General features: G+C 73.4%; 14 protein-coding genes. 4 read left to right on the top strand and 10 right to left on the bottom strand.

Translation table 11 applies throughout. The annotated features are described in order from the left end of the window. The 4 genes from AB0K67_RS24275 to hypE all read left to right on the top strand — a co-directional run bounded on the left by AB0K67_RS24275 (nucleotide 1) and on the right by hypE (nucleotide 2923). Nucleotides 1-210: a hypothetical protein gene (locus AB0K67_RS24275; protein WP_364064231.1), complete on the top strand. Its 210-nt coding sequence runs from the start codon at nucleotides 1-3 to the stop codon at nucleotides 208-210. Nucleotides 211-363: 153 nt separating this feature from the next. After that, nucleotides 364-636, top strand: coding sequence for a HypC/HybG/HupF family hydrogenase formation chaperone (locus AB0K67_RS24270; protein ID WP_364064228.1), 273 nt, complete (start codon nucleotides 364-366; stop codon nucleotides 634-636). An 11-nt stretch (nucleotides 637-647) separates the two neighbouring features. Next, nucleotides 648-1787, top strand: coding sequence for a hydrogenase formation protein HypD (gene hypD / locus AB0K67_RS24265; protein ID WP_364064226.1), 1140 nt, complete (start codon nucleotides 648-650; stop codon nucleotides 1785-1787). Then, the gene (gene hypE / locus AB0K67_RS24260; protein ID WP_364064223.1) at nucleotides 1784-2923 is read left to right on the top strand and encodes a hydrogenase expression/formation protein HypE; all 1140 of its coding nucleotides are present in this window, start codon (nucleotides 1784-1786) and stop codon (nucleotides 2921-2923) included. The genes hypD and hypE overlap by 4 nt, the downstream gene beginning before the upstream one ends. 82 nt (nucleotides 2924-3005) lie before the next feature. Here the strand turns inward: hypE and hypF are convergent, their stop codons facing one another. The 10 genes from hypF to AB0K67_RS24210 form a co-directional block, all read right to left on the bottom strand. Then, complete coding sequence (gene hypF / locus AB0K67_RS24255; protein WP_364064220.1) at nucleotides 3006-5288, bottom strand: carbamoyltransferase HypF; 2283 nt, start codon at nucleotides 5286-5288, stop codon at nucleotides 3006-3008. A 6-nt stretch (nucleotides 5289-5294) separates the two neighbouring features. Further along, on the bottom strand, nucleotides 5295-5963 hold the full coding sequence (locus AB0K67_RS24250) for an SIS domain-containing protein (protein WP_364064217.1): 669 nt from the start codon (nucleotides 5961-5963) through the stop codon (nucleotides 5295-5297). After that, nucleotides 5960-6223, bottom strand: coding sequence for a HypC/HybG/HupF family hydrogenase formation chaperone (locus tag AB0K67_RS24245; protein WP_364064214.1), 264 nt, complete (start codon nucleotides 6221-6223; stop codon nucleotides 5960-5962). The genes AB0K67_RS24250 and AB0K67_RS24245 overlap by 4 nt, the downstream gene beginning before the upstream one ends. Further along, entirely contained in the window at nucleotides 6220-6813 is a 594-nt protein-coding gene (locus AB0K67_RS24240) for an SIS domain-containing protein (RefSeq protein WP_364064211.1), read from the bottom strand. The genes AB0K67_RS24245 and AB0K67_RS24240 overlap by 4 nt, the downstream gene beginning before the upstream one ends. Beyond that, nucleotides 6792-7208 carry a helix-turn-helix transcriptional regulator gene (locus tag AB0K67_RS24235; protein WP_364064209.1) on the bottom strand — a complete coding sequence of 139 codons (417 nt, stop codon included), beginning with the start codon at nucleotides 7206-7208 and terminating at the stop codon, nucleotides 6792-6794. Before AB0K67_RS24235 ends, AB0K67_RS24240 begins: the two co-directional genes overlap by 22 nt. Before the next feature lie 125 nt (nucleotides 7209-7333). Continuing rightward, nucleotides 7334-8491 carry an alpha/beta hydrolase gene (locus AB0K67_RS24230; protein ID WP_364064206.1) on the bottom strand — a complete coding sequence of 386 codons (1158 nt, stop codon included), beginning with the start codon at nucleotides 8489-8491 and terminating at the stop codon, nucleotides 7334-7336. A gap of 12 nt (nucleotides 8492-8503) precedes the next feature. After that, entirely contained in the window at nucleotides 8504-9925 is a 1422-nt protein-coding gene (locus tag AB0K67_RS24225; RefSeq protein ID WP_364064204.1) for a S41 family peptidase, read from the bottom strand. Beyond that, entirely contained in the window at nucleotides 9922-10968 is a 1047-nt protein-coding gene (locus AB0K67_RS24220) for an ABC transporter permease (RefSeq protein WP_364064202.1), read from the bottom strand. Before AB0K67_RS24220 ends, AB0K67_RS24225 begins: the two co-directional genes overlap by 4 nt. Then, a complete protein-coding gene (locus AB0K67_RS24215; RefSeq protein ID WP_364064199.1) occupies nucleotides 10968-11309 on the bottom strand; it encodes a hypothetical protein in 342 nt (113 codons plus the stop codon). Before AB0K67_RS24215 ends, AB0K67_RS24220 begins: the two co-directional genes overlap by 1 nt. Further along, nucleotides 11275-11856: an ABC transporter ATP-binding protein gene (locus AB0K67_RS24210; protein ID WP_364064196.1), complete on the bottom strand. Its 582-nt coding sequence runs from the start codon at nucleotides 11854-11856 to the stop codon at nucleotides 11275-11277. The genes AB0K67_RS24215 and AB0K67_RS24210 overlap by 35 nt, the downstream gene beginning before the upstream one ends. Between the last annotated feature and the right edge of the window lie 10 nt (nucleotides 11857-11866).

Raw genomic sequence — 11866 nt, 5'->3', positions numbered from 1 at the left:
ATGGCACGCATTCGCGTAGGCGAGCCCGACGTGCAGCCCGACACGCCCTCGCACGTCAAAGGCGTGCGGCAGGGCAACGCGACGGGCAACTACCGCCGCCAGCGCGGCCACCGCAAGGACGGCACCGCCGACGCGCGGCGCTCCACGGGCGTACGCCCACGCAAGGAGAACCCGATCGTGTCGGGCATGCCGAACCTCTCACCCAGCTAGCGCGAGAGGAGGTGAAAGGCCGACATGCGGCAGCTAGGCAAGTGGCTGGCCCTGTTCGCAGGGGCCGCGATCATCACGATGGTCTGGCGGGAACTGCCCGCCATCAAGCGCTACATCACCATGCGACGGATGTGAAAGGAAACGAGGCGGCCGATGTGCCTGGGCATTCCCGGCGAGATCGTCGAACTCATCCCCGGACAGCCCGAACTCGCCAAGGTCGAGGTCGCGGGCGTCCGCCGGGTCATCAACGTCGGGCTGGTCGACCAGGACGGCATACGTCCCGGCGAATGGGTGCTCGTGCACGTCGGCTTCGCCATGTCCAAGATCGACGAGCGGGAGGCGGCGGCCACGCTGGAGCTCCTGCGCGGTCTCGGGCAGGCGTACACCGATGAGCTCGAAGCGCTCGCGGAATCCGACATCACCTGAGAGGCGGGACAGTGCGGTTCGTCGATGAGTACCGCGACGCCGGCGAGGCCAGGAGGCTGGCCGCGCGCATCCGGGACCTGTGCGAGCCCGGACGGCGCTACACCTTCATGGAGGTGTGCGGCGGTCACACGCACACGATCTACAAGCACGGGCTAGAGGACTACCTGCCCGAGTCGGTGTCGCTGGTGCACGGCCCCGGCTGCCCGGTCTGCGTCATCCCGATGGGGCGGGTGGACGACGCGATCGCCATCGCCCGAGAGCCCGGCGTGATCATGACGTCGTTCGGCGACATGATGCGGGTGCCCGGCGGGCAGGGCTCGTTCTTCGACGCCAAGGCCGCGGGCGCGGACGTCCGCATGGTGTACTCGCCGCTGGACGCGCTCAAGATCGCCCGGCAGAACCCGGACCGCACGGTCGTCTTCATGGCCATCGGGTTCGAGACCACCGCGCCGTCCACGGCGATGACCGTGCTGCGCGCCGAGGCCGAGGGCATCGGCAACTTCGCGGTCTTCTGCAACCACGTGACGATCATCCCGGCGATCAAGGCCATCCTGGACTCGCCGGACCTGCGCCTCGACGGCTTCATCGGGCCGGGCCACGTCTCCACGGTCATCGGCTGCCGGCCGTACGAGTTCATCGCCCGCGACTACGGCAGGCCGCTGGTGTGCGCGGGGTTCGAGCCGCTCGACGTGCTGCAGTCGGTGTACATGCTGCTGCAACAGCTCGCCGACGGCCGGGCCGAGGTGGAGAACCAGTACACGCGGGTGGTGCCGTGGGACGGCAACCGGCGGGCGCTGTCGGCCATCTCCCGGGTGATGGAGCTGCGGCCGCACTTCGAGTGGCGCGGGCTGGGCTTCATCGCGAACTCCGCGCTGCGGATGCGGGAGGCGTACGCGCGCTACGACGCCGAGACGCGTTTCTCCGTGCCTGGCGTACGGGTGGCCGACCCCAAGGCGTGCCAGTGCGGCGAGGTGCTGAAGGGCGTGCTGAAGCCGTGGGAGTGCAAGGTGTTCGGCACCGCCTGCACGCCGGAGACGCCCATCGGCACCTGCATGGTGTCGTCGGAGGGCGCCTGCGCCGCGTACTACAACTTCGGCCGCTTCACCCGCAGGCGCGAGCCCGTGCCGGTGACCCTGGGGAGCCGCACATGAGCGACAGGGTCCCCACCACGGCGGCGTGGGCCGAACGGGCGCTGGCCGAGTCCGGCCGTCACGAGCCCGCCTCCCGCGAGGAGCAAGTCCTCGAACGGATCGAACGTGCCCGCAACCGCAAGCCGAAGATCACCGAGGAGCGGGTGACGCTGGCGCACGGCGCGGGCGGCAAGGCGTCAAGGACGCTGATCGAGGCCGTCTTCGTGGACGCCTTCAGCAACCCGGCGCTGCGGCCGCTGGACGACGGCGCGACGCTCGACCTCGGCACCGGCCGGCTGGTGTTCACGACCGACGCGTACGTGGTCTCCCCGCTGTTCTTCCCCGGCGGCGACATCGGCGATCTCGCGGTCAACGGCACCGTCAACGACCTGGCGGTCTGCGGGGCCAGGCCGATGGCGCTGTCGGCGGCGTTCGTCCTGGAGGAGGGCTTCCCGATCGCCGACCTGCGCAGGATCGCCGCCTCGATGGCCGCCGCCGCCGAGCGGGCCGGGGTGCGGGTGGTCACCGGCGACACCAAGGTGGTCCAGCGCGGCAAGGCCGACGGCTGCTACGTCACCACGGCCGGCGTCGGCGTGCTCGATCGGCCGGTCACGCTGGGCGAGCCGCAGGTCAGGCCGGGCGACGCGGTGATCGTGTCGGGGCCGATCGGCGAGCACGGCATCACCGTCATGATCGCCAGGGGCGACCTGGACATCGAGGCGGACCTGACCTCCGACACCGCGCCCGTGCACGACGCCGTCGCGGCGCTGCTCGACGCGGTACCGGTGCGGATGGTGCGCGACGCCACCAGGGGCGGGGTCGCGACCGTGCTGAACGAGGTCGCGCGCGGCGCGGGCGTGGCCGTGACGGTGGACGAGCGCGCCGTTCCCGTCCGCCCGATCGTGAGCGGCGCCTGCGAGCTGCTCGGCCTTGACCCGCTGTACGTGGCGTGCGAGGGCAGGTTCGTGGCCGTGGTGGACGGCGAGCACGCCGAGGCCGCGGTGGCGGCACTGCATGCTCACCCGGTGTGCGAGGGCGCGGCGGTGGTGGGCTCGATCGAGCCTGGACCGGCCGGGATGGTGCTGCTCAACACCGCCTTCGGCGGCACCAGGATCGTGGACATGCTGGTCGGCGACCCGCTGCCGCGCATCTGCTGACGCTGTAAGAGAAGACTCGCTGACGCCGTACAAGAAGACTCGCTGGGCCGTACGGGAGATCCGCTGTGGCCGTACGGGAAGATCAACGGCGGTCGTCGGCCGCGGCGACGACCGCCTGCCCGAGCGCGATGCCGCCGTCGCCCGGCGGCACCCGGGAGTGCGTCAGCACCCGGAAGCGCGCGCGTTCCAGGCCCGACACCACGGCCTCAAGCAGCACCATGTTCTGGAAGACACCGCCGGACAGCGCCACCGTGCGCAGCCCGGTCTCCTCGCCCAGCACCTCGACCGCGCGCACCACCGCATCGGCCAGCCCGCGATGGAAGCGCGCGGCGATCCGCCCCGCGTCCACCCCCGCCGCGGCGTCCTCGGCCGCCGCCGCGACCAGGTCGCCCGCCGCGATGACCAGAGGGTCGCCCGCCACCAGCCGGACGGGGTACGCGCCCCGCTCCCCGGCGTCCACCCTGGCCTCAAGCTCGGCGGCCGCCTGCCCCTCGTACCCGATCACGTCGCAGACGCCCGCGACCGCCGCGACCGCGTCGAACAGCCGCCCGGCGCTGGAGGTGAGCGGCGCGTTCAACCCCGTTCGCGCCATCTGGACGACCGCCGGCCACAGGTCCCGATGCCGCTCGGTCAACGCCGGGACATTCCCGTGCACGCGGTCGAGCCAGGCCGCCGCCATCCGCCACGGCTGCCGCACCGCCGCCGCGCCGCCCGGCATCGGCACCGTCTCCAGATGCCCCGCCCGCCGGAAGGAGGCGAGGTCGGCGACCAGCAGCTCGCCGCCCCACAGCGTGCCGTCGGTGCCCAGGCCGAGCCCGTCGAACGCCACCCCGATGACCGGCCCGCCGTGACCGTGCTCGGCCAGGCAGGAGGCGATGTGCGCGTGATGGTGCTGCACGCCGACCAGGTCCACGCCCTCGCGCTCGCGGGCGTACGCGGTGGACAGGTACTCCGGGTGCAGGTCGTGGGCGACCACGGCGGGGCGTACGCCGAAGAGCCGGCAGAAGCGCTCGACGCCCTCGGTGAAGCAGCGCAGCGTCTCGTAGCTCTCCAGGTCGCCGATGTGCTGCGACAGGAACGCCTGGTTCCCCTTGGCCACGCAGAAGGTGTTCTTGAGCTGGGCGCCGCAGGCCAGCACGTGGCGGGGGAAGCGCCAGGGCACGGCGATGGGGGCGGGCGCGTACCCTCTGGACCGGCGCAACGTCAGCGCGCGCCCGCGGAAGGCGCGCACCAGGGAGTCGTCCGCGGGGGCCTCGATGCGCCGGTCGTGCACGAGGAAGCCGTCGGCCACGCCCGCCAGCCGCCGCAGCGCCTCCTCGTCGCGGTAGGCGATCGGCTCGTCGGTGAGGTTGCCGCTGGTCAGCACGTACGGCGCGGACAGGCGGTCGGAGAGCAGGTGGTGCAGCGGCGTGTACGGCAGCATCACCCCGAGATCCCGCGCCCCCGGCGCCACCGCGTCGGCCACCGGCGCGCCGGGGCGGCGCGGAGCCAGCACGATCGGGCGGCTCGTGCCGGTGAGCAGCCGCTCGGCCGCCTGGTCCAGGTGGATCAGCGTCCCCGCCGCCGCGACGTCCGCCGCCATCACCGCGAACGGCCGCCGCTCGCGGCGCTTGCGTGCCCGCAGCGCGGCCACGGCGGCCTCGTCGGCGGCGAGCACGGCGAGGTGGTAGCCGCCCAGCCCCTTGACGGCCACGACCCGCCCCGACTCCAGCCACCGGGCCGCCACCTCGATCGGGTCGCCGTCCACCGGCCGGCCGTCCGCGTCTAGGGCGCGCAGCGCGGGACCGCACGCGGGGCAGCACACCGGCTGGGCGTGGAAGCGCCGGTCGGCGGGGTCGGCGTACTCGCGCGCGCAGGCGGCGCACATCGCGAAGCCGGCCATCGTCGTCGCGCACCGGTCGTACGGCACGCCGGTGACGATGGTGAAGCGCGGCCCGCAGTCGGTGCAGTTGGCGAACGCGTACCGGTAGCGGCGGTCACCGGGGTCGCGCAGCTCGCGCAGGCAGGCGGCGCACGTCCCCGCGTCCGGCGACACCAGCGCCACGCCCGCAGCGGGCCCCGCGCCGGACAGGGCACGCCGGCTGGGCACGATGCGGAAACCCGGCTCTCCGACGGGCTCGGCGGGCTCCACTCGTACGCGCTCGACCTGGGCGAGCGGCGGCGCCTTGCCGGTCAGCCCGGCGGTGAACGCCTCCAGCACGCCGGGCTCGCCCTCGGCCTCGATGAACACCCCGCCCGGGTCGTTGCCGACGAACCCCGACACCCCGTACGTACCGGCCAGACCGCACACGAACGGCCGGAACCCCACGCCCTGTACCAGCCCCTCAACCCGCACCCGGATGCGGCGCGTCCTCGCCTCGGACATCGGCCGTCACGTCTCGCCGGTCAGCACCCGCTGGGTCAGCTCCCACAGCACGTGGCAGAGGGTGATCTGCGCCTCCTGGATGCGGTGCACGGACGCCGACGGCACCACGAACAGGTACGACACCCGGTCGTCCTGCGCCATCGGCCCGCCGTCGTACCCGGCCAGGCCGACGGTGAGCATGCCGAGCCTGGACGCCTGCGCCATCGCGTTGAGCACGTTGGCCGAGCCGCCGCTGGTGGACAGCCCCATGGCCACGTCGCCGCGGCGGCCAAGCGCGGCGAGCTGCCGGGCGAAGACCAGCTCGTACCCGACGTCGTTCGACAGCGCCGTGAGCAGCGCGACGTCCTGGGCCAGCGGGATCGCGGCGACCGCGCGCCTTCGTGCCGGTGGTGCGGTGAAGAGCTGCGCGATCGCCTGGGCGTCGGTGCTGCTGCCGCCGTTGCCGAGGGCGAACAGCCGCCCGCCCGCCTCGAACGCCGCCGCCATCGCCCGCGCGCACGCCACCAGCCGCTCGCCGTGCAGATCGATGAGCGACCTGCGCAGCTCGACGATCTCGGCGGCCTTCCTCCGCGTGGACGCGCACAGGTCCGCGACGACGGCCTCCCGATCGGTGGGCGCGGGCGCGAGGAACGGATAAAGCGCCTCGATCCCGCCGGGCTCGCCGACCGTGCTCACGGCCGCCTCCTCGCGATGGCCTCCTTGGCGTGCACGAGCACGACGTCGCCGGGCCGCGCGTCCACCAGCGCCACGCTGACCTCCTCCTCGGTCCCCGCCTCTGTCTCGACCAGCGCCAGGTCGTCGCCGAGCAGCCGCAGCACGCGCACCGGCACGGCCACGTCGGAGCAGGTGACGCAGACCTCGTCGCCGCAGTGGCCCGTCATCGTCGGCTCGGGAGGCCGGTCGGCCGGTCCCGTGCGCTCGGCCGGCTCCGTCATCGGGCCGCCTCCAGCTCGTAGAAGACGTGCACCAGCTCCCACAGCACGTGATAGATCGTCATGTGCACCTCTTTGACGATCAGCGGGTCGTCGGAGTGTACGGCGAGCACGTGGTCCGCCTCGGGATCCGCCTGCCCGCCGGTGAGCGCCACCGTGAGCAGCCCCAGCTCGCGCGCCGCCGCCAGCCCTTCGCGTACGGCGGCGCAGTCGCCATCCGCCGAGAGGCCGAGCGCGATGTCGCGCGGCCCGGCCAGCAGTCTGAGCTGGGCGGCGAAGATCTCGTCCAGGCTCCGGGTGCGGGCGATCTCCGTAGTCACGGCCATGTCGGTGGCCAGGGAGACGGCGGGCAGCGCCGGCTTGCCCACGACGACCGGATGCGCGAACTCGACGGCGACGTGCTGCGCGTCCGCCACCGACCCGCCGGTGCCGAACACCAGCAGCGTGCCGCCGTCGCGGAACCGCTCCGCCATCTCCTGGCAGGCGCGGACGATCCGCTCGGAGTCCTCGCCGAGGGCGGTGGCCGGTGCGGTCCGCCGCTCGATCGCGGCGGACACGGCGGTCATGGCGATCATGTCAGGGGCCGTGCCCACGACGCCTCCTCCCACTCTTCGCGTCCGGCAGGGGAACGCTCGGAAAGCTCGGGGCCGCCCGCTTCGCCGCTGATCCGCGTCCACCTGTCCAGGCAGGTCTCCAGCAGCCCGCGTACCTCGGTCAGCCGCCGCATCCACGCCTGCAGCTCGGCCATGCCGCCGGTGGTCAGCTCGTAGCGCCTGCGCGCGGGGCCCGCCTCCGATGCGACCCAGTCGGAGGCCAGGTGGCCGGCGCGTTCGAGCGAGCGCAGCGCGCGATAGACCTGGCCGGGCTCGGCGTCGGACGCCCCCAGCCGGGCCAGCCGTTCGATCAGGTCGTACCCGTGACCCGGCCGCTCGCAGATGAGCAGCAGCAGGAACGGAGCGAGCAGACCGCGGACGTCACTGCCCGACATCGTCCCCCTCCTTCGCCACGGTCGTCAGGACAGGACGCTAGGCCGCCGCACGCCACGAGCAGGGGCGGCGCGTCCGGCGTTTGCCCGGATCTTCGCCGTACGCAGGCCGAGAATTGCCCAGCGGCTCAGGATCCCCCGCAGGCCGAGGGACAGAACCGCACCTCGGGGAAGCGCGGCGACGGCTCGTCCAGGAGCGGCTGCGGCCTCCCCTTCAGGTGCCGGTCGAGGAACGCGGCCACGTACGTACGGGTGATCTCGGCGGCGCGGGCGGCGGGCAGGACGGCGGCGGGTTCGACGCCGAGCGCGTCGCCCAGCAGCGGCGCGTCCGTGAACGACGCGTGCTCGGCCCCGGTCACCACGAGCCACCGCTTCCACCCGCCCAGCAGCTTCCAGTCGCGATCCCACGAGGTGTCGCGGCCCCCTGAGGCGTGCTGCGGCGAGCCCAGGAACATGAACGGCCGGGAGAAGCCCTTGGGGATCCTGGCGTAGGTGGTGCCGTCCATGTCGATCCCGGCACGTACCCGGGAGTCCTTCGCCATGGCGGCCAGAGCGCTCGCGCCGCCGATCGACTGCCCGACCATGGCGATCCTGGAGCGGTCGATCCGTTCTCCGCCCTTCCACGCCGTGGGGAGCCGGTCGAGCACGAAGGAGACGTCGGCCGCCCGGCCCGCCACCACGCCCGTGCCGAAGCCGGGGTCGGTGTCGCTGTCGCAGGCCAGGCATTCGGCGATGCGCCCGTCGGCGAGTGTCGTGGCGTGGCTCTCGTACGCGTGGTCGATGCCGGCCACCACGTACCCGCGGGCGGCCAGGTCCTCGGCGAGCGAGGTGAGCGTGCTGACCGGGTTGGTGAAGCCGGGGGAGAGCACGACCAGCGGCAGCCGCCTGCCCGCGGGCCGGGCGTTCTCGATGGCGTGGGTGCGGGTCCCGCTCAGCAGGTCCGCCGGCACGCCCGCGATCCGCCTGCCCTTGAGCAGCAGCTCCGCCTCCTTCCGCGTCATGTACGGCGCGCGCCGCCCGTCACCGCGCTCGGCCGGGTACCACAGGGTGACCTTCAGCTCCCTGGCCTCGGCGTCGAGGTTCCACGGGTCGGGGCGGGAGGCGTCCTTGAGATGCAGGACCGTGCTGCCGACCGGATGCCCGCCGGTGGGGGCGGGCAGTTCGGCGGGTGCGCTCGGAGCGGTCGGCCGGGCGGCGGATCGGGGCGGCGCGGGCCCAGAGCAGGCGGACACGGCGAGCACGGCGAGCACAGCGAGCACGGCCGGTCCGGCCGGCAGACGTCTCATCGGGAGGTCCTCTCACTCGTGCAGCAAGGTCAGGGCCTTGTCCAGGGCGGGGTCGCGCCCGGCGGCCGCGTCCTGCGGGGTCAGGGGCACGTGGTGGTCGGGGGCCACGCCGACCTTGTCGATCACCTCGCGGTTCGGGCCCAGGTGATGCCTGCTGGGGAAGGCGAGCGTGGTGTTGTCGCGCAGCAGGTAGCTCTGCGCAGGGCCGGAGATGGCCCCGGCGGTCCTGGTGCCGACCAGCGTGCCCGCGCGCAGGTCCTTGATCGCTGAGCTGAAGTGCTCGCACGCCGACGCACAGCCGCGGTCGGTGAGCACCGCAAGCGGCAGCCCGACCGGCTCCACGGTGTCGTCGGTACGCGAGGCCGAGCACGCGCCGTCCACCGTGCACTGGTAGGCGGTGACCTTGCCGTGCACGAACGCGCTCACCAGCCGGACCGCCTCCACGGGGCTGCCGCCGCCGTTGCCCCGCAGGTCCAGCACGACGCCGTGCAGCGTTCTGCCCTCGCGCAGCCTGGCGATCGCCCGCAGCACCCGGTCGGCGGAGTCGGGGGCGAACCCGCGCATCCGCACGTAGGCGACGACGCCGTCCACCAGCTTCGACCGCACCACCTGCAGGTCGGCCGGGTCCTGCGGGAACAGGCCGGGCTTGAGCGTCACGCTCCAGCGGCGGCCGGTGCTCGGCCGGTGCAGCCGCAGCCGGACCGGCCGCGCGTCCGGATACCGCGGATACAGCCCGGCGATCGCAGGGCCGGCCTTGCCGTCGATGAAGGGCGCCGAGTCGTTGACCGACTCGATGACGTCGCCGGGACGCAGCCCCGCCTTCCGCGCCGCGCCGCCCAGTACGGCGGTGACGAACAGCGGGGGCACGGCGGTCTCCGCGCTGCCGGTCGCCTGGGGGCGGGTGACGTTCGCTTCGAGGCCCAGGCCGTAGCCGTCGCCGTCGTAGGCGTCGGGCGGACGTTCGACGCCGTGCGTCCAGCGGGCGTGATCGTCCCCGAGCGCGGCCACGATGGCCTCCAGGGTGACGACCGCCAGCCGGTCGCGGAGGTCGTCCGGCACCTGGCCGGTGACCCTTCTGTAGGTGGTCTCGAAGGCGGTCCAGTCGGCTTTCCTGTCGCCGGTCAGCGCCGGCATGGTGGCGTCGGGCACGTCGCGCCCGTTCCGGATGATCTCCTGCGTCAGCGCGGCGAACCCGGCGGTCAGCAGCGTGCGCGCGTCCAGGGTGGCACCGGCGTAGTAGTTGCCGAGGATGCAGAAGTACGCCTGCTCGATCACGTCGATCGTGGTGGCCGTCTCCGGCCCCGGCTGTCCTTGGGGCGGCGCGCAGACCGTACCGGAAGCCGCGTTCGCGTGGCTGCGGGGCGGCGCGGGAGTCGTGCAGGCCATCGCGAGCAGGAGCGCGAGCCCGGCCGTTGCGGTTCTGACGGCGGTCATGACGTACGCCTGCGGACCCACCGGAAGGCCCACCAGGTCAGGCCGAGCGTGAGCAGGGCGTAGATGCCCGTCTCGATCCACTGGAACGGCCAGAAGCGCTCAAGCGGCTGGTACGTCGCCCGCTGCCGGTAGCCGAGCCGGTTGATCTCGGCCATGCAGGTGCCGGCCACCGGAGATCCCCCCGGCGCGCAGGGCCCCGAGGTCGTGGAGACCGGGACGGCCGCCTCGCCGCCGTCGGAGATCGTCCGTCCCGACGGGTCGATCAGCTCGTTCGACAGCACCCAGGCGCCCGCCTGCCCCGGCACGGCCGACCTCAGCAGGACCCGCACGGGCCCGCCGCCCCCGCGCTGGATGGCGAGGCTGTCCACGTTCTCCAGGCCGAGCTCCGAGGTCGCCACGGCCGGGGGCATCAGGTGCGGGCGGACCAGCAGCGGCATGCCGAGCTGGAGCGCGGCGAAGACGGCCAGCGTGAGCGCCATGGCGGGCAGCGTCCGGCGCGCCATCATGCCGGCCGTCGTGCCCAGGACGAACGCGAACGCCGCGTACCCCATCGGCGCGATGCCGCGCGCCCCGAACACCAGCGGAGCCATCAGCGCCAGGTTCTCCGATGCCGACTCGTCCAGAGGACCCGACCACCAGGTCACCATGAGCCCGCACAGACCGGCGGCGGCCACCGCGATCAGGCCGGTGAGCCCGAGCTTGACCGCCAGCCAGCGGCGGCGGGTGATGCTCTGGTTCCACACCAGCAGATGCGTGCCCGCCTCCAGCTCGCGGGCCACCAGCGGCGCACCCCAGAACAGCCCGATCAGCGCCGGCAGCACCAGCACCACGAGGCTCACCGCCAGGAACTCCAGCTCGTACGAGCCGAAGAACTCGTTGTAGAAGTCGGCGCAGGTGCCCTGACGGGTGCACTCGGCGATCCCGGAGGCGTAGCGGCCGGCCAGGCCGGGGCCGGTCGCGACCAGGACGGCGGCGAGCACCGCGAGCGCGGCGGCCGTCACCGCGACCGAGCCGCGCAGTTGCCGCCAGGTCAGCCAGATCATCACCGCACCTCCAGCGCTGCGGGCCGGTGGCCGCTCGCCTGCTCGTCCATGTAGGCGAGGACGAGGTCCTCCAGGCCGAGCCGGGTGACCGTCCACGCGGGGTCGAGGACCGGGTCTTCGGTGCGGATCACGTACGTGCTCTGCCGCTCGGTGTGCCGCGCCGAGACCACGTCCTGGCCTGCGGGCAGCCGGCCGGGATCGCGGCGCGGCCCGGTGATCCGGAAATGGGTGGCCAGCAGCTCATCGACCTCCCCGGCCACCCGCACCCGCGAGCCTGCCAGCACGATCAGGTAGTCGCAGATGCGTTCAAGATCGGAGACCAGGTGCGAGGAGAGCACCACGCTGAACCGCTGCTCGGCCGCGGCCTCCATCAGGCCCCTGCAGGAACTCGCGGCGGGCCAGCGGATCGAGCGCGGCCACGGGCTCGTCCAGGATCAGCAGGTCGGGCCGCTTGGCCAGGCCCAACGTGAGCGCGAGCTGCGCGCGCTGGCCGCCCGACAGCCTGCCCGCCCGATGCGCGGGGTCGAGACCGAGCCGCGCCACCCGCTCCCGCGCCAGCTCCTGATCCCAGCGTGGATTGAGCCTGGCACCGAGCCGCAGATGATCCTCGACGGTCAGGCCCCCGTAGACCGGGGTGTCCTGGGCCACGAACCCCACCCTGGCCAGCTGCGCCGGCGTGCTCGCCGGCCGGCCGCCGAGCACCGAGATCGCGCCCGCCGACGGTTCGAGCTGCCCGCAGGCCAGCTTCAGCAGCGTGGACTTGCCGGCCCCGTTGGGGCCCACCAGCCCGACGACGTGTCCGGCGGGGACGTCGAGTGTGCAGTCGCGCAGCGCCCAGCGCCTGCCGTACCTCCTGCCCAGGCCCTGGGCTCGCAGAACGGAAGTCACGCCATGTCCT

Origin of the sequence: Nonomuraea sp. NPDC052634 (assembly GCF_040678535.1) — a bacterium.
GTDB lineage: Bacteria > Actinomycetota > Actinomycetes > Streptosporangiales > Streptosporangiaceae > Nonomuraea > Nonomuraea fastidiosa.
This window is presented reverse-complemented; position numbering and strand designations above follow the sequence as displayed.